Raw genomic sequence first — 16,041 nt, 5'->3', positions numbered from 1 at the left:
CGTTGATTCGGTCGCGGTACCTTCACCGGGCGCCGGCGGCCCCGCGGTGGCGATTCCCCCCCAACCCCCCACCCCGCCTCACGAGGGACGCTGGTTTCGCGCGAAATCGGCGCACGCACATCGTGAAACGACCTCTAGGGCGTGGCTTTCAGGCGGATCCGGGGCCTCGCCGGTCGGCGGGCGGGATGGTGCGGAGGAGGTCCTTCTCCGACGCCGTGACGTGGATCGTCGCCCAGGACAGGGCAAGCGCCGCGTCACCGGCTTCGAGCGCCTCGTAGATCGCCTGGTGCTGGGACATGATCCGCTCGCGCGCGTCGGCGATGTTCAGGGCGTTCCAGGTCCGGGCCCGCAAGGCGCGCGCCGCCAGGCCGTTGACCACCGAGGTCAGCGTCCGGTTGCCGGTGGCCGCCATGATGCAGGCGTGGAACTCGGCGTCGTGCGTGATGAGCTCCTCGATCGTCTCCGATCGGCGCATCGCGTCGAGGTGTCCGCGCAGCCGCGCCAGCTGCTCCGGCGTGATCCGCTCCGCGGCGAGCGCCGTCGCCTGCGGCTCCAGCAGACGGCGGAGCTCGAAGATCTCCGGCAGCGTGTCGTCCTGCATGAGCTCGACCGCGTGGGCGATGCCCTCCAGCAGCCGGTGCGGCTCCAGGCTCGTCACGTACGTGCCGTCGCCGCGCCGGACGTCGAGCACCTGCGCGTGCACCAGCGCCGTCACGGCCTCCCGCATCGAGCTGCGGGAGAGCCCGAGCTGCGCGGCGAGGTCCGGTTCGCGCGGCAACCGGGCGCCGGGGCTCAGCTCGCCGCCGGCGATGAGCTGGCGGATCTTCTCGATCGCGTCGTTGCTCCGCCCCATCCGCGCCCTCCACATCGGTCGGCCCGCGCCGCTCGTGAGCACTTTGGTCCGCTATAGCGATCCAAAGTACTCACGAGCCACCGCAGCCGATACATCAGACGTTCCGGGCCGTCAACGTTGATCGTTCGATCGGGGAACTACGGTGAAATCGGTTGTTCGACGAGGTATTGGCCGGTCAGCGACCGCGGGAGCACGCGCGGCGTATTGCTCGAAACATCAGATGTGTCCTAGAGTCGCGGACGTCCCGACGCACCGTCGAATCCCTTCGACCAGCACCGTTTTCGCCCGCAACGCCGGGGCGGCGCCGGCCCGGCACGACCCCCGCCGAACGCCGGCAAGCCGCGGTCGGCGATCGAGTTCGAAGGAGCATGATGGCAACGCTGCGTGAAACCCTGGAGGCCGGTCGCCCGACGGTCGGCGGCTGGTGCTCGATCCCCAGCCCGTTCGCCGCCGAGCTGATGGGCCGCTGCGAATACGACTGGGTGTGCGTCGACACCCAGCACGGGCTCGTCGGCTACGACCAGATGGTCCCCATGCTGCAGGCGCTCGCGATCACCGGGACGCCGACCTTCGTGCGGGTGCCGTGGAACCAGCCGGACCAGATCATGAAGGCCCTCGACGCCGGTGCGCACGGCATCATCGTGCCGATGGTCAACAACGCCGAGGAGGCCCGCCGCGCGGTCGAGGCGGCGAAGTACCCGCCGATGGGTTCGCGCAGCTGGGGGCCGATCCGGGCGGCGTTCGAGCTCGACGACTACACGCCGGAGGCCGGCAACCGGCGCACCGTGCTGGCCGCGATGATCGAGACCCCCGAGGGCGTGCGGAACGCGGACGAGATCCTGTCCACGCCGGGCATCGACGCGGCCTACATCGGCCCGTCCGATCTCGCCCTCGGCCACGGGATGGCGCCCGTACTCGCGGTCCGCGAGGCCGAGCACGAGCAGCTCGTCCGCTCCATTTTGGACAGTTGCCGACGCAGCGGCGTGCTGGCGGGCATCCATTGTGACAGCGCCCAAACCGTGCAACGCTGGCATGACCTGGGCTTCGACCTGGCGTCGCTGAGCTCCGACGCGGTCCTGCTCCGCGAGGCGGCCACCGCGGCGGTCCGCCAGGTGACGGGACGAGCCGCAGGCACTGGCGACTACGCCTGAAAACGGCCGCAAGTCTTGTGCGGCGCGGGACGTCGCACCAGACTCACTGGTCGGTTCCCGATTCTGATCCTGTTGACTGCGAGGCACCATTGAGCATTCTCGGCACCCGGGTCGAGCGCCGCGAGGACCCGCGCCTACTCACCGCCGGCGGCACCTACGTGGACGACCTGCGAGATCCCGCACTCGCCGGGGCACTGCACGTCACCTTCGTGCGCAGCCCGCTGGCGCACGCCAAGATCACCGAGATCGACACCTCGGCGGCCCGCGAGCTGCCCGGCGTGGCCGGCGTGTTCACCGGCGCGGACGTCGACCTCCCGCCGTTCGTTTCGCAGATGGGCGTCAGCGGCCCCCCACCTGCCGCGATGGAACGACCGCACCTGGCCCGCGACACGGTCCGCTACGTCGGCGAACCGGTGGCCGTGGTGCTCACCGAGACCCGCGCGCAGGGCGAGGACGCCGCCGAACTCGTCTCCGTCGACTACGACCCGCTGGACCCGGTGGTCGACGTCGCCGACGCGTTGCGCGACGACGTCCTGCTGTTCCCGGAGGCGGGCACCAACGTCACCGGCACCAGCGGCGAGCTGGACGACTCGCTGTTCGACGGCTGCGAGGTCGTCGTCACCAAGCAGATCGAGAACCAGCGCCTCGCCGCCGCGCCGCTGGAGGTGCGCACCGCCGCCTGCGCATGGGACGGCGACAAGGTCACCCTGTGGCTGTCCAACCAGAACGCGCAGAGCTGCCGCGACGAGCTGATGGCGAACCTGGGGCTGCCGCAGGAGCGGATCCGGGTGATCACGCCCGACGTCGGCGGCGGCTTCGGCGCCAAGATCGGCGTCGAGCAGGAGGCCGCGCTGCTGGCGTTCCTGGCCAAGCGTGCCGGCCGCCCGGTGAAGTGGGTGGAGAGCCGCAGCGAGAACCTGGTCGCGATGACCCACGGCCGCGCGCAACGGCAGGTGGTGACCATCGGCGGCCGCCGCGACGGCACCGTGCTGGCCTACCGGCTGGAGATCGTCCAGGACGTCGGCGCCTACCCGCGGATGGGCGCGTTCCTGCCGCTGTTCACCCGGTTCATGGTCAGCGGCGTCTACGACATCCCGAAGGTCGACTCCGCCGCCCGCTGCGTCGTCACCAACACCACGCCGATCGGCGCCTACCGGGGCGCAGGGCGGCCGGAGGCGACCGCCGCCGTGGAGCGCGCGATGGACCTCTTCGCGGCCGAGACCGGCGTCGACCCGGCCGAGGTGCGCCGCCGCAACCTGGTGCGCCCCGAGCAGTTCCCGTTCGACACGCCGGGCGGCATGACCTACGACACCGGCGAGTACATCAAGGGGCTGGACGCGGTCCTGGAGGCCGCCGACTACCAGGCGCTGCGCGAGGAGCAGGCCAAGCGGCGCGCCGAAGGCGCCACGCTCCAGCTGGGCATCGGGCTGGCCAGCTACGTGGAGATCACCGCGCCGAACAACACCGAGGGCGAGACCGGGCACGTCGAGATCCGCCCGGACGGCAGCGTTCTGGTGCTCACCGGCAGCTCCCCGCACGGGCAGGGCCACTGGACCTCCTACGCGATGCTGGTGTCCGACCAGCTGGGCATCGACCTGGACAAGATCGAGGTCGTGCACGGCGACACCGACCTGATCCCGAAGGGCGTGGGCACCATGGGTTCCCGCTCGCTGCAGCTGGGCGGGTCCGCGGTGCACCGGGCCGCGGTGGACGTCAAGGAGAAGGCCCGCAAGCTGGCCGCGGAGCTGATCGAGATCGACGAGGCCGACCTCGAACTCACCGACGGCACGTGGCAGGTGCGCGGCACGCCGAGCGTCGCGCTGTCCTGGGCGGAGCTGGCCCAGCGGGCCGACGAGGGGCTGGCCGCCGACGTGCACTTCACCGAGGACCGGCCGACCTTCCCGTTCGGATCGCACCTGGCGGTCGTCGAAGTCGACACCGAGACCGGCAAGGTGAACTATCTTCGGCACGTGACCGTTGACGACGCGGGCGTGATCATCAACCCGATCCTCACCGAGGGCCAGCGGCACGGCGGCATCGCGCAGGGCGCCGCCCAAGCCCTGCTGGAGGAGGTCTCCTACGACGCCGACGGAAACCCGCAGAACGCCAACCTCGCCGACTACGCCTTCATCACGGCGGCCGAGCTGCCCAGCTTCGAGCTGCTGACGATGGAAACCCCGACCACGCTCAACCCGTTGGGGGTCAAGGGGATCGGCGAGGCGGGCACCATCGGCGCCACCCCGGCGGTCCAGAACGCAGTGGTCGACGCCGTGGCCCACCTCGGTGTCAGGCACATCGACATGCCAACCACCCCCGAACGGGTGTGGAAGGCCATCCAAGCCCATTCATGACTCAATTTGCGGAGGTGGTCCCGTAGCGGAACCTCAGACGCCGCCTCGGTCCGGGATCCCCGACATCATGCACGTCCAATGCACCACGTCGGGGCTGTCCTCCCGAGACGACCCCTGAGAACCCGCCGGTGGTCCCCCTGCGTGCGTGGGCCAAGCGGCTGCGCCGCTTGAAAGACGGCAACATAACGAGGCATAGACAGCCCGCGGAGTTGGTTCGGGTGAGTGGATCACGCTGACCCGACAAGTGCTTAGGAGTTCGTTTCGTGCAAGTTTCGATCAACGTCAACGGCGAGCAGCGCAGCCACGAGGTCGAGGACCGCACGCTGCTCGTTCAGTACCTGCGGGAGGACTGCGGTCTGACGGGCACCAACATCGGCTGCGACACCACGTCGTGCGGGGCCTGCACGGTGCTGCTCGACGGCGAGTCGGTGAAGTCCTGCACCGTGCTCGCGGCCCAGGCCGACGGCCACGACATCACCACCATCGAGGGCCTCGCCGACGGCGAGGAGCTGCACCCGATGCAGCGCGCCTTCCAGCAGAAGCACGGGCTGCAGTGCGGTTTCTGCACGCCGGGCATGGTGATGGCCTCGGTGTCGCTGGTCGAGGAGAACCCGAACCCGACCGAGGCCGACGTGCGGTCCGGCCTGGAGGGCAACCTCTGCCGGTGCACCGGCTACCACAACATCGTCGAAGCCGTGCTGACCGCGGCCAAGGAGAAGTCGGGGGCCGCGGAATGATCCCTGCCGCGTTCACCTACAAGAAGGCCAACACCGTCGAGGAGGCGCTGAGCCTGCTCGCCGAGCACGGCGACGACGCGAAGCTGCTCGCCGGCGGGCACTCGCTGCTGCCGCTGATGAAGCTGCGGCTGGCGGTGCCGGAGGTGCTGATCGACCTCGGCGGCCTGCGCGACCTGTCCTACATCCGCGAGGAGGGTTCGGAGATCCGGATCGGGGCGCTGACCCGGCACCACGACCTGGAGCACTCCGAGCTGCTGACCCGCGAGGTGCCGCTGCTGGCGCACGCCGCGGGCACCATCGGCGACCCGCAGGTCCGCCACCGCGGCACCATCGGCGGCTCGCTGGTGCACGGCGACCCGGCCTCCGACCTGCCCGCGGTGGCGCTCGCGCTGGACGCGGTGCTGGTCGCGCAGGGCCCGTCGGGCACCCGGGAGATCCCGGCGACGGAGTTCTTCACCGACTTCTTCGAGACCGCGCTCGGCGAGGACGAGCTGCTGGTGGAGATCCGGGTGGCGAAGAACCCCGCGCAGGGCTGGGACTTCCAGAAGTTCACCAAGCGGGCGATCGACTGGGCGGTGGTCGGCGTAGCCGTCGCCGGCCAGCGCGTAGCGCTGGTGAACATGGGCCCGACGCCGATGCGGGCGCACGGCGTGGAGGCGGCCCTGGCGAGCGGAGCGAGCGCCGCCGAGGCCGCGGAGCGGGCGGCGGAGGACACGTCGCCGCCGGACCAGGCCAGCGCCAGCGCCGACTACCGGAGGCACCTGGCGAAGGTGCTGGTGCGCCGGGCGCTGGAAGCCGCCGCGGCACGCGGCGCGTAGCGGTTCTGCCGCGCTGGCGGAGCCGCGATCAAGGTTTCCGCTGGTCAACCGGGCCGTGAGTACTTTGTGCTGTTATAGCGACACAAAGTACTCACGGCCTCGTGCACACCGGAACGTCGCTCCACTGTGGAGCCTCCCGGCCGGTCGCCTAGCCGCGGATGGTGGCGGCGAGCTCTTCCGCCAGTTCCGGCGTCGCCGCCGCCACCCCGGACCAGCGGCGCCGGAGGTCCGGGTCGACCTCCAGGGGCCTGCCGTGGACGTCCAGGACTGCGCCGCCCGCTCCGGGCAGCGCCACCATCGCCGCGACGAGGTCCACGATGCGATGGGTGTCGGAGTCCGCGTCGGCGAACGCATCCGTCGAGCCCTCCGCCACCAGCATCGTCTCCAGGCACGTCGTGGACAGGATCCGCACGCGTGCCGCCCGCTTCGCCACCCGCCACCACGCGTCCGCGCTGCGCTCGTGCGGGCGCAGCAGGCTGACCGCCGCGCCGTCGAGCGAACGCCGGCCGCTGGTGCGGAACTCCGGTGACTGCCCGGCGACCGCGTGCCAGCAGCGCCCGGTGTCCAGCCAGCAGGTCAGCGCCTCCACCGGCGTCCCGTCGAGCACGATCGCGCCGGAGAACGCCGACAGCGGCACCCCGGCGGCGGCGTTCGCCGTGCCGTCCACCGGATCGGCCACCAGCGTCACCGCCGAGCCGTTGTCGACGAACCCGACCTCCTCGCTGAGCAGGTTGATCCGGTGCGCCTCGACGACCTCCGCTATCGCGGCCTCCACCAGCAGGTCCAGCCGCATCGACGCGGTGCCGTCCGCGCCGATCGAGGACGTCTCAGCGAGCTGCGCCCGGTCATAGCGGGCGCGGGCGTCGCGGAACGCCGCCGACGCCGCCTTGGCGGCCTCGGCCAGCACCGCGTGCGCGGCGGACGGGATCTGCGGGTCCGGCACCGGCCATCCGATCACGCCGCACCTCCCGACAGCACGGCCCGCACCAGCGGCCACTTCGGCCCCCGCTCCACCAGCGCCAGGTCCGCGCGCAGTCCGGGTTCCAGCCGCCCCCGGTCGGCGATCCCGGCGACCGCCGCGGGCCCGGCGGTCACCAGGGCGATCGCCGCGGGCAACCCGAGCTCGCCGGCCAGCCCGAACACCGCGGCCAGCAGCCCGGACGGCAGGTAGTCCGAGGCCAGCGCCGTGACCAGCCCGCGCGAGGCGAGCTCCCTGGCCGACACGTTCCCGTTGTGCGAGTGCCCGCGGAGGACGTTCGGCGCGCCCGCCACGACCGGCAGGCCGTGCTCGCGGGCAGCGACCGCCGCCGCCATCGTGGTCGGGAACTCCGCCACCGCGCCTCCCCTGGTGCACAGCGCGGAGATCTCCTCGGCCGACTCGGGGTCGTGGCCGAGCAGCCGAATCCGCCCGGACCGCGCGAGGTCGCCCAGCCAGGCCAGGTTCTCGTCCCGCACGTCGAGCAGCTCGCCGCGCTCGGCGATCATCTCCGTGACGTGCTGCTCCGCCTCCTCCGGCGCCATCCCGTCCGCGCCCACGAGGTAGCGCTCCATCTGCCGCCGGTCGGCGTACTGCCCGATGCCCGGCGTGTGGTCCTCGTGCGAGACCAGCGCGCCATCGTCCACAGTGTCCAGTTGCGCTCGCAGGGCGGCGGCGCCTTCGGCGGAGCGCACGTCCAGCCGGTACAGCACCCGGTGGTCCACCGGCCCCGCTCCCCTGGCGCGCACCGTCTCGCACAACTCGCTCGCGCCGCCGATGGAGCGCTGCGTCCCGCGCGAGGTCTTGTGCTGGAACGCCGCGCCGTGGAACACCGTCGTGACCGCGGCCGCCGTGAGCTTGCCCTCCAGGGACAGCAGGGCGAAGTCCCACGGCAGCACCGCCGACGGGCGCGGCATGCGCTCCCGCTCCAGCGCGTCGCTGTGCACGTCGATCAGGCCCGGGATGCACAGCATGCCGCCGCCGTCGACGTCGCAGGACGATCCCGCCGGGTGGTCCTCGATCGCGTCGATGCGCCCGGCGCGCACCACGATCCGGCTGTCGTCGGTGACCCGGTCCGGCAGCACGGCGCGCACGTGCCCCAGCACGTAGTCCTTCGGCGCCGCCGCCAACGGCCAGCTGACCTCCACAGTTCCGCCTCTCCGCGCTTCACAGTTGTGGTTACGTCCCAGGTCAAACTCGCGTTTCGCGGTTTCTCGTGGCTGGTTTGCGTCACGGTCCCCTGGGGTGCGGTTGAGGAGGACTGGGGTCGACACAGGGCTGTTCACGCGGCGAGCACCTCCTCGGCCGTGCCGGAGCGGACGATCCGGCCATCGGCCATCTCCACCACCCGCGTCGCCAGCCGCCGGATCGCGTCGAGGTCGTGGAACACCGCCAGCACCGCCACGCCCTGTCCGGTCAGCGACGCGATCAGCTCCAGCGCGCGCTCCCGGTTCGCCGGGTCGAGCGCCGAAACCGGCTCGTCCAGCAGCAGCAATCGCGGCGGCCGCACGGTTCCGGCCGCGAGGTTGACCCGCTGTCGCTCCCCGCCGGAGAGGACCCCGCAGTCGACGTCCCACAGCACCTCGTCCAGCGCCAGCCGGCGCAGCGACTCCGCCGCCGCGTCGCGCGCCTCCGACCGGTCCAGCCCGCGGCGCCGGGCCGCGGCCGCGACGACCTCCAGCGGTCCCGTGCGCGGTGGCGTGGCGAGGAATTGCGAGACGTAGCCGAGCTGCCGGCCGCGCAGCCGGGCGAGCGCGCGATCCGGGAGCGCGGTCAGCTCCACCGGCCCGTCATCGGCGTGCAGGACGACCGAGCCGGAATCCGGCAGGTAGCTGCGCTGCGTGCAGCGCAGCAGGCTGGACTTGCCTGCGCCGCTGGGCCCGGCGATCGCGACGTGCTCGCCGGCGGAGACGTCGAGGTCGACGCCGCGCAGCGAGACGACCGTTCGGCCGTCCACGGTGTGCAGGGTGAACGTCTTGTGCAGGCCTCGAACGGTCAGCACGGGGTTTGCTTCCATTGTGGACATCACCTCCGGGCGGCGGCGACGAGCCGCTGGGTGTAGGGATGGTGCGGGTCGGCGAAGAGCTGGTCGGTCAGGCCCCGCTCGACGACGCGGCCGAGCTGCATGACCAGGCTGCGATCGGTCAGCGCCTCGATCACCGCGAAATCGTGGCTGACCACCACGGCCGCGATGTCGCGCTCGCTGAGCAGCCCGCGCAGCAGGTCGAGCACGCCCGCCGCGACCGACGCGTCGAGCCCGGTGGTCGGCTCGTCGAGCAGCAGCACCGGCGGCTCGGTGGCCAGCGCCTTCGCGATCTGGACGCGCTGGCGCATCCCGCCGGAGAAGGTGCTCACCGGGTCGTCCATGCGGGACAGCGGCACCTCGACGCGGTCGAGCAGCTCGGCCGCGCGCTTGCGGATCGCGTGGTAGCCGCGCCACCCGGCGGCGGTCAGCCGCTCCGCGACGTTGCCGCCGGCGGTCACCCGCAGGTCCAGCCCGGCGGCCGGGTCCTGGTAGACGACGGCCATGGTGTCCACCCGAAGCCGCCTGCGCTGCGCGGAATCCATCCCCAGCAGGTCCGCCCGACCATCGTCCACACTGGACAGATAGACGCCGCCCCTTGTCGCGGGCTCGTCGCCGATCACGCAACGCAGGGCCGTCGACTTGCCGGAGCCCGACTCCCCGATGATCCCGAGCGCCTCACCGGGCGCGACGTCGAACGACACATCCCAGGCCGCGACCACGGCGCCGGTCTCCGGGCTGACCGCGGTCCCGTGCTCGGGACCGGTGCCCGCGACGGAATCCGCACCACCCGGCCCGTACACCTTGCCGATGCCGTCGACTCGCAGCGTCCACTCCGGACCGTCCACCGGGCGCGGCACCTCGACGACCTCGACCGGCCGCGGCGCCACCTCCGGCAGCATGTCCACCGGCAGCCGGTGCCCCGCCACGTCGGCGTCCCCGGCCTCCACTCGCGAGCACCAGTCCGAGTCGCTGCACACGTAGGTGCCCTCGCCGCCCTCGACCAGGAAGCTGGTCGTCGAGCCGCAGTACTTGCAGCCGGCGCCCGGCACCTGCTCGACCTCGAACGGGATGTCGTCGAAGGTCAGCGGCACCACGTCGGTGTGCGGCGGGATCGCGTAGATCCGCTTCTCCCGGCCCGCGCCGTAGAGGTTCAGGTGCTCGCACTGGTGCAGCTTCGGCACGTCCCAGCGCGGCACCGGGCTGGTCGCCAGCACGTAGCGGCCGTCCACCAGCACCGGGTAGCCGGTCGACTTGGTGATCACCCCGTTGCGGACCATGTCCTCGTACAGGCTGACCCACATCGCCGAGTAGTCGTTCTCGGCGTGCATCCGGGCGCATTCGACGACCGACTTCTGCACGCCGCGCAGCGGCTCCGGCACCGGCACCTGGTACACCAGGACGTGCTGCCGGCCCAGCCGCTCCTCCGGAATCCGGTGCCGCGACTGGATGACCGTCGCGCGCCGGGTGTCGGTGCTGGCGTCGCAGCCGGTGGTGCCCGCGATCATGCGCCGCAGGTTGACCGCGTTGACGCCGCCGTCGTCGCCCTGGTCGATCACCTTCACGACGTCCCGCTCGCCGATCACGGCCAGCGTCACCTGCAGCCCGCCGGACCCCCAGCCGCGGGCCACCGGCATCTCCCGGGAGCCGAACGGCACCTGGTAGCCGGGCACGCACACCGCGACCAGCGCGGCCCGCCGGATCTCCCGCTTCGCTCCCTCGTCGAGGATCCCCGCGCTGTCGTCGGTCTCCGACAGCAGATCCCGCACGGCCGTGTTCATCGGCACTCCTCCCCGAACGGCTCCGGCACGCGCGGCTCGGTCGAGTTCCGCGCCGTCCGCCGGGCGATCTTGCGGTCCACCATGGACCGGAACGTCACGTAGTGCGGCAGCTTGAGGTGCTCCAGGAAGCCGCCGGAATCCAGCCCGTCGGTGGTGAGCAGCAGCAGCTGCTCCAGCGGGCTGTCCGGCGCGGCGCGGCGCCAGGCGATGTCCAGGTTGGCCATCGCGATCGCCTTGCGCTCGTTGTGCCCGAAGCAGAGCCCGTAGCCGACGTCGAAGCGGGTGCGGTCCTCGTCGGCGCCGTCGAGGTCCTCGATGCCCTCCGCCTCCGTCACCCGGATCTGCCCGATCTCCACCGGATTCCCGGTGTGCGGGTGCACGACCCGCAGCGGCACGCGGCCGTGCCGGGTGTCGCCGAGGGTGATCTCGTGGACGTCGCCGTCGGGTCCGAGGATCGACCGGTACCAGAGCCCGATCAGCGCGCCGGTCTCCGCGCGGGCCATGCTGGAGAGCACCGCCGAGCGCGGCGCCGGTGGGCGGGCGGCCCGCCGGGTGATGTCGAAGGGCTCGGGGTCCCCGGCCGGCTCGCCGTGCTCGACGACCAAGTCCAGGTCGCGCAGCAGCTGGTAGAACCGGCGCGGCTGCCGCTGCTCCGGCGTGCGCTCGGCCGGCTCGGCGTCGTGGCGATTTCGCGCGAAGTCGTCGCTCTCCACGCCTGCGGATCGGCGATTTCGCGCGAAATCGCCCGGCGCTCCGTCCGGGCGCTCCAGGAGGCGGCCGGTGTAGTCGGTGGTGCGGCCCAGCAGCTGCGGGCCGTCCGGGGTGCGGTGGGCCGGGACGATGCGGCGCAGCACCACCATCCCGTCCGGCTCGACGGGCTCGGTGACCGCCAGCCTCGGCAGCGTCGACCGGTGCGCCCGCACGAGGTGCGCGGCCTCCAGCACGTCGCCCTCGGCCTGCCGGAACGCGTCGGCGGCGGTCGGCGGGTCGTACAGGCCCGCCTCGCCCATGATCCGGTCGACGGCCAGGCGGAACCGCAGCACGATCTGCTCGGTGCTCGCCCACTCCGCCGGGGCGTGGTCCCGCGACCGGCGCACCAGCCGCTCGGCGGCGAGGATGGCGTTCATCCCACCGCGGACTCCGGAATATCCCATCAGGCACTCTCCTCGACCCGGGTGGAGCGCGGCAGCCCGACCAGCTCCCCGCCGGGGGCGACCAGCAGCAGGTCGAAACCGGCCGGGAAGGAGATCAGGTCCCGCCGCTGCGCGACGAAGTCGGCGGGCAGGCCGGCGACGCGCAGCTCGCGGCGGCCCGGCACACCCGGCCCGGAGAGCCGCAGCGGCGTGCCGTGGCCGAAACCGTGCACGGCAAGGGAAATCAGCGCGGCGTCTTCGGGCGCGGCGGCGCTTCCGACGCGGAACCCGGCCAGGTCGTCGAGCGGCTTGAGCAGCGCCGCCAGGCGCGCGGTGGGGCGGTCGACGATCGGCGCGGAGGTCTGGGTGCGGACGACGTCGGCGCAGTCGTCGACGTGCACGGGGGTGTCCAGGTCGGCCAGCGCCAACACCGGCAACAACGCCTCCGGAACCCGGTGGTCCGCAATTTCCATTGAAATCGAAGGTTCGATTTCAATGGAAATTGCGGGAAAACGGAGCACCTCGCCCGGGTGGGACAGGGCGTCCAGCACGGCGCGGAAGACCAGTTGTGCCTGCTCGGGCGACAGGGAAGTGGTCGCAGTCATCACAATTCCTCGAACTCGACGATCGTCGGGGCCAGTTCGGCCCACTCGGTGTCCTCGGCCAGCCGCTGCCGCTCCGCGACCCGCGCGCAGAGCGCTTCGACCTCGGCCCGCGCCCGGCCGGATTCCACGGCGGCGTCGAGGATCGCCGCGGCCAGCGCAGCGGCCCGGTCGTCGCCGAGCCGCATCGCCCAGCCGCGGGCCCCGTCCAGCTCCACCTCGGCGCGGCAGGCGAGCACGTCGCCGAGCAGGAACCGGTCCCGCACGATCGGTTCCCGCACCTGCACCGACACGCAGCCCACCTCCGGCGAAACCAGCACCTTCGGCGGCGGCGCCGCCTCCAGGCAGGCATCGGCCAGCTCGATCACCTCGGCCGGTTCGGCCGCGGCGAGCAGCGCGGCACGCTGTTCCCTGTTCACTCGTCCTCCGGTTGGTACGGCCCGTCCATCTCGACGACGATCCGGGCGGAATCTGGGCGCGACCAGGAGCGGCTGAACAGCACCGGAAGCCCGGTGCCCGAGTCCCGGCTGACGCTCTCCACCAGCCACACCGGGCGGCCGGACTCGATCTCCAGGCCCGCGACGACCTCGGGTTCCGGCAGCGCGTTGCTGACCCGGCACCAGGAGCGCACCGGCCGGACCCCGCCCATCTGGCGCAGGATCGAGTCGACCGATTCGACGCTGTGCACCGCGATCTCGACATCGGGCAGCACGTCGGCCGGGATCCACTCGTTCGACCAGCCGTGCAGCAGGTCGTCCACGTAGTACTGGCGGATCAGCAGGCTGGCCGGGTTGCCGGCGGGCCGCTCCAGCAGTTCTGCCTCGGCCGCGGGCAGCGGAGCGCGCCGCACGTCGCGCACGACCGAGCGCGGCTCGGCGCCCGCCTCGCGCACCGTCTGGTGCCAGGACGGGGCCCGCCGCTGGGAAATCACGTAGTCGATGCGCCGGTTCACGAAGGTGCCAGCGCCCCGCACCCGGCGAACCAGCAGCCGCTGTTCCAGCTCCTGCATGGCGGCGCGGGCCGCCGCCCGCCCCACCTCGAACCGGGCGGCGATCTCGTGCTCGCCGGCGATCCGGCTGCCCGCCGGCAGCTGCGCGAGCTCAGCGGCGAGGGTGTCGGCTATCTCCACGTACCGGCTTCTGACCACGCCGGAAGCCTGCTCGCCCAGCTTGTCCGGACAACTTCACCGAACCCAACGCGCAGAACCGCGAGGGTGAACACCCCGGACACTTGTTTCGTATCCGCTGGCAGGGCGGGTGCCGAAAGCGATGGGGACCGCAGTTTCAATTGAAACTGCGGTCCCCATCGGACGGCCGGGTGTCAGCCTGCGTCGGTGCACTGCTTGTCGCGGGTGATACCGCAGACGTCGCGGACGCTGTTGAACGTCGCATCGTCGGCCGGGACGAAGCCCCAGTAGCCGCCGACCTCGCAGTCACCCGCCGCGCAGAAGCCGTTCGCCTTGAGGTAGTCGGCGTTGGCCTTGGTCCCGAACGCCGCCACGACCTTGCTCTTCAGGGCCGGGTCGAGGTCGTCGGCGATCGCGGCCGGCGAGCCCGGGATCAGCTCCGAGCGCCACACCACCCGCAGGTCGCCGGGCTTGATGCCGCCCTTCTCCGGCAGCAGCTTGTCGACCATCGCGTCGTAGGCGAACCCGGCGTCGCACTGGCCGCTGGCCACGCCCAGCGCGGACGCGTCGTGCCCGCCGGCCAGCACCGGCTTGACGTCGCGCTCGGCGTCGATCCCGGCCTTCTGCAGCGCCGCCTTCGGGTAGAGGTAGCCGGAGGTCGAGTTCGGGTCGACGAAGCAGATCTGCTTGCCCCGGAGGTCCTCGATGCGCTGGATCGGCGAATCGGCCTTGACCACGCCGTAGGACCGGTAGCCGGGCGCCCCGCCCTTGGTCTCCACCTGGGCGCCAAGCGGGCTGATCCGCACCCCGCTGTTCTTCGCGACCACGTACGACAGCGGCCCGTACATCGCGATGTCGATCTTGCCGGTGCGCTGGCCCTCGATGACCGCCGCGTAGTCGGTGGCCTTCTCCACGCGGATCTTCTTGCCGGTCTCCTTCGCCAGCATGTCGATCAGCGGCCGGAACTCCTGCTCCAGGCTGGTGGAGTCCTCCGTCGGGATCGAGGCGAACACCAGCTCGTCCGGGTTGCGCGCGCCGCCCTGCTCGGTGGCCGCGCTCGGGCCGCAGGCGGTCAGGCCCAGCGGCAGCGCCGCGCAGGCGAGGACGGTGAGCAACCGCCGGGAGGTCTTGAACATGGCAGGTCCTTCCATCGCTGAGGTGCGCGGTCAGCGTGCGGAAACCAGGTGGAGCGGTGACCGGCTCCCGGTTACGCCGAGCCGAACGGCTGCGGACGGTCCGGCGCATCTGACCTGACAACTCGCGTAGCTTCGACACCGTGATCGAGATCGACTCCGCCTTCGTCACCGCTCCCCGCGCCACCTACGCCCGCCTCCGCGAGCAGGGGCCCGTGCACCGCGCGACCGCCCCGGACGGCACATCGATCTGGCTGGTCACCCGCTACGCGGACGTGCGCGCGGCGCTGGCCGACGCGCGGCTGTCGCTGGACAAGAAGCACTCCGCCGGCGGCTACCGCGGCTTCTCGCTGCCGCCCGCGCTGGACGCGAACCTGCTCAACATGGATGCGCCGGAGCACACGAGGCTGCGCCGCATCATCGGCAAGGCGTTCGCCCCGCGCCGCATCGAGCCGCTGCGCCCGCGGGTCCGGCAGATCGCCGACGAGCTGCTGGACGCCCTGGACGGGCAGCGCGAAGCGGACCTGATGCCGGCCTACTGCGCGCCGCTGCCGATCACGGTGATCTGCGAGCTGCTCGGCGTGGACGCCGCCGACCGGCCGGACTTCCGCTCGTGGACCGACGGCATGCTCGCACCCGAGACGCCCGACCAGGCCCGCGAATCGCTCCAGGCGCTGTACGGCTACCTGCTCGAACTGATCGCGGCGAAGCGCGCGAATCCCGGCGCGGACTTCCTCAGCAGCCTGATCGAGCTCCGCGACGAGGAGGACCGGCTCAGCGAGGAGGAGCTGACGTCGGCGGCGTTCCTCGTGCTGTTCGCCGGCTACGAGAACACCGTGAACCTGCTGGGCAACGGGCTCGCCGCGCTGCTGACGCGACCGTCGGCGCTCGCCGAAGCCCGCAGTGGGGTCACACCGGCCACTGTGGACGAATTGCTGCGGTTCGATCCACCACCGCAGCTGGCGATCCGCCGATTCACGGTCACCGACGTCGAGATCGGCGGCGTGACCATCCCGGCCGGGGAGACGGTGCTGCTCTCGCTGGTGTCGGCGCACCACGACCCGGACCGCTACGCCGACCCGGAGCTCCTGGACCTCGACCGCGCCGACAACCCGCACCTGGCGTTCGGCCACGGGCCGCACTTCTGCCTCGGGGCGTCGCTGGCGCGGATGGAGGGGGAGATCGGTTTCGGCGCGCTGCTGAGCCGGTTCCCGGACCTCGCGCCGGCGGTGCCGGAGGAAGAGCTGCAGTGGCGGAACTCCTTCCGCAACCGCGGCCTCCGCACCCTCCCGGTCACCCTCCGCTGAAGCCACGCTCGTGAGCGAGAACTCCGGCTCTTACCGGAGCAAACGCTCAC

General features: G+C 72.0%; 15 protein-coding genes. 5 read left to right on the top strand and 10 right to left on the bottom strand.

Annotated features, from left to right (window positions below; translation table 11 throughout):
* Nucleotides 1-148: 148 nt before the first annotated feature.
* Complete coding sequence (locus tag ACWEV3_RS34970) at nt 149-853, bottom strand: FadR/GntR family transcriptional regulator (RefSeq protein WP_452617997.1); 705 nt, start codon at nt 851-853, stop codon at nt 149-151.
* A 371-nt stretch (nt 854-1,224) separates the two neighbouring features.
* On the opposite strand from ACWEV3_RS34970, the gene ACWEV3_RS34965 reads away from it, so the two are divergent.
* The 4 genes from ACWEV3_RS34965 to ACWEV3_RS34950 all read left to right on the top strand — a co-directional run bounded on the left by ACWEV3_RS34965 (nt 1,225) and on the right by ACWEV3_RS34950 (nt 5,910).
* The gene (locus ACWEV3_RS34965) at nt 1,225-2,004 is read left to right on the top strand and encodes an HpcH/HpaI aldolase family protein (RefSeq protein WP_452617996.1); all 780 of its coding nucleotides are present in this window, start codon (nt 1,225-1,227) and stop codon (nt 2,002-2,004) included.
* 89 nt (nt 2,005-2,093) lie between these two features.
* Nucleotides 2,094-4,355 carry a xanthine dehydrogenase family protein molybdopterin-binding subunit gene (locus ACWEV3_RS34960; RefSeq protein ID WP_452617995.1) on the top strand — a complete coding sequence of 754 codons (2,262 nt, stop codon included), beginning with the start codon at nt 2,094-2,096 and terminating at the stop codon, nt 4,353-4,355.
* A gap of 263 nt (nt 4,356-4,618) precedes the next feature.
* Complete coding sequence (locus tag ACWEV3_RS34955) at nt 4,619-5,092, top strand: (2Fe-2S)-binding protein (protein WP_452617994.1); 474 nt, start codon at nt 4,619-4,621, stop codon at nt 5,090-5,092.
* A complete protein-coding gene (locus tag ACWEV3_RS34950) occupies nt 5,089-5,910 on the top strand; it encodes an FAD binding domain-containing protein (protein WP_452617993.1) in 822 nt (273 codons plus the stop codon). The genes ACWEV3_RS34955 and ACWEV3_RS34950 overlap by 4 nt, the downstream gene beginning before the upstream one ends.
* 148 nt (nt 5,911-6,058) lie before the next feature.
* Here ACWEV3_RS34950 and ACWEV3_RS34945 read toward each other — a convergent pair whose 3' ends face one another.
* The 9 genes from ACWEV3_RS34945 to ACWEV3_RS34905 all read right to left on the bottom strand — a co-directional run bounded on the left by ACWEV3_RS34945 (nt 6,059) and on the right by ACWEV3_RS34905 (nt 14,687).
* Entirely contained in the window at nt 6,059-6,868 is an 810-nt protein-coding gene (locus ACWEV3_RS34945) for an inositol monophosphatase family protein (protein WP_452617992.1), read from the bottom strand.
* On the bottom strand, nt 6,865-8,034 hold the full coding sequence (locus ACWEV3_RS34940; protein WP_452617991.1) for an alpha-D-ribose 1-methylphosphonate 5-triphosphate diphosphatase: 1,170 nt from the start codon (nt 8,032-8,034) through the stop codon (nt 6,865-6,867). Before ACWEV3_RS34940 ends, ACWEV3_RS34945 begins: the two co-directional genes overlap by 4 nt.
* Before the next feature lie 134 nt (nt 8,035-8,168).
* Complete coding sequence (locus tag ACWEV3_RS34935; protein WP_452617990.1) at nt 8,169-8,903, bottom strand: phosphonate C-P lyase system protein PhnL; 735 nt, start codon at nt 8,901-8,903, stop codon at nt 8,169-8,171.
* A gap of 8 nt (nt 8,904-8,911) precedes the next feature.
* Entirely contained in the window at nt 8,912-10,690 is a 1,779-nt protein-coding gene (locus ACWEV3_RS34930; RefSeq protein WP_452617989.1) for an alpha-D-ribose 1-methylphosphonate 5-phosphate C-P-lyase PhnJ, read from the bottom strand.
* Nucleotides 10,687-11,844, bottom strand: a complete 1,158-nt coding sequence (locus ACWEV3_RS34925; protein ID WP_452617988.1) for a carbon-phosphorus lyase complex subunit PhnI — start codon at nt 11,842-11,844, stop codon at nt 10,687-10,689. Before ACWEV3_RS34925 ends, ACWEV3_RS34930 begins: the two co-directional genes overlap by 4 nt.
* Nucleotides 11,844-12,428 carry a phosphonate C-P lyase system protein PhnH gene (gene phnH, locus ACWEV3_RS34920; protein WP_452617987.1) on the bottom strand — a complete coding sequence of 195 codons (585 nt, stop codon included), beginning with the start codon at nt 12,426-12,428 and terminating at the stop codon, nt 11,844-11,846. Before phnH ends, ACWEV3_RS34925 begins: the two co-directional genes overlap by 1 nt.
* Nucleotides 12,428-12,844 carry a phosphonate C-P lyase system protein PhnG gene (locus tag ACWEV3_RS34915; RefSeq protein WP_452617986.1) on the bottom strand — a complete coding sequence of 139 codons (417 nt, stop codon included), beginning with the start codon at nt 12,842-12,844 and terminating at the stop codon, nt 12,428-12,430. Before ACWEV3_RS34915 ends, phnH begins: the two co-directional genes overlap by 1 nt.
* Nucleotides 12,841-13,572 carry a GntR family transcriptional regulator gene (locus tag ACWEV3_RS34910; RefSeq protein ID WP_452617985.1) on the bottom strand — a complete coding sequence of 244 codons (732 nt, stop codon included), beginning with the start codon at nt 13,570-13,572 and terminating at the stop codon, nt 12,841-12,843. The genes ACWEV3_RS34915 and ACWEV3_RS34910 overlap by 4 nt, the downstream gene beginning before the upstream one ends.
* Before the next feature lie 173 nt (nt 13,573-13,745).
* Nucleotides 13,746-14,687, bottom strand: coding sequence for a phosphate/phosphite/phosphonate ABC transporter substrate-binding protein (locus ACWEV3_RS34905; RefSeq protein WP_452617984.1), 942 nt, complete (start codon nt 14,685-14,687; stop codon nt 13,746-13,748).
* A 140-nt stretch (nt 14,688-14,827) separates the two neighbouring features.
* On the opposite strand from ACWEV3_RS34905, the gene ACWEV3_RS34900 reads away from it, so the two are divergent.
* Nucleotides 14,828-15,991 carry a cytochrome P450 family protein gene (locus ACWEV3_RS34900; RefSeq protein WP_452617983.1) on the top strand — a complete coding sequence of 388 codons (1,164 nt, stop codon included), beginning with the start codon at nt 14,828-14,830 and terminating at the stop codon, nt 15,989-15,991.
* Nucleotides 15,992-16,041 lie beyond the last annotated feature (50 nt).

Source organism: Saccharopolyspora sp. NPDC003752 (genome assembly GCF_053605825.1).
Note: the sequence above shows the minus strand (reverse complement) of the source record. Positions and strands in the feature narration are given on the sequence as shown.

Excerpts from the sequence above, each read along its gene's own strand:
- phnH (WP_452617987.1), bottom strand. The coding sequence starts at position 12,428 with ATGACTGCGACCACTTCCCTGTCGCCCGAGCAGGCACAACTGGTCTTC.
- ACWEV3_RS34965 (WP_452617996.1), top strand. The coding sequence starts at position 1,225 with ATGGCAACGCTGCGTGAAACCCTGGAGGCCGGTCGCCCGACGGTCGGC.
- ACWEV3_RS34970 (WP_452617997.1), bottom strand. The coding sequence starts at position 853 with ATGGGGCGGAGCAACGACGCGATCGAGAAGATCCGCCAGCTCATCGCC.
- ACWEV3_RS34950 (WP_452617993.1), top strand. The coding sequence starts at position 5,089 with ATGATCCCTGCCGCGTTCACCTACAAGAAGGCCAACACCGTCGAGGAG.
- ACWEV3_RS34930 (WP_452617989.1), bottom strand. The coding sequence starts at position 10,690 with ATGAACACGGCCGTGCGGGATCTGCTGTCGGAGACCGACGACAGCGCG.
- ACWEV3_RS34925 (WP_452617988.1), bottom strand. The coding sequence starts at position 11,844 with ATGGGATATTCCGGAGTCCGCGGTGGGATGAACGCCATCCTCGCCGCC.
- ACWEV3_RS34905 (WP_452617984.1), bottom strand. The coding sequence starts at position 14,687 with ATGTTCAAGACCTCCCGGCGGTTGCTCACCGTCCTCGCCTGCGCGGCG.
- ACWEV3_RS34935 (WP_452617990.1), bottom strand. The coding sequence starts at position 8,903 with ATGGAAGCAAACCCCGTGCTGACCGTTCGAGGCCTGCACAAGACGTTC.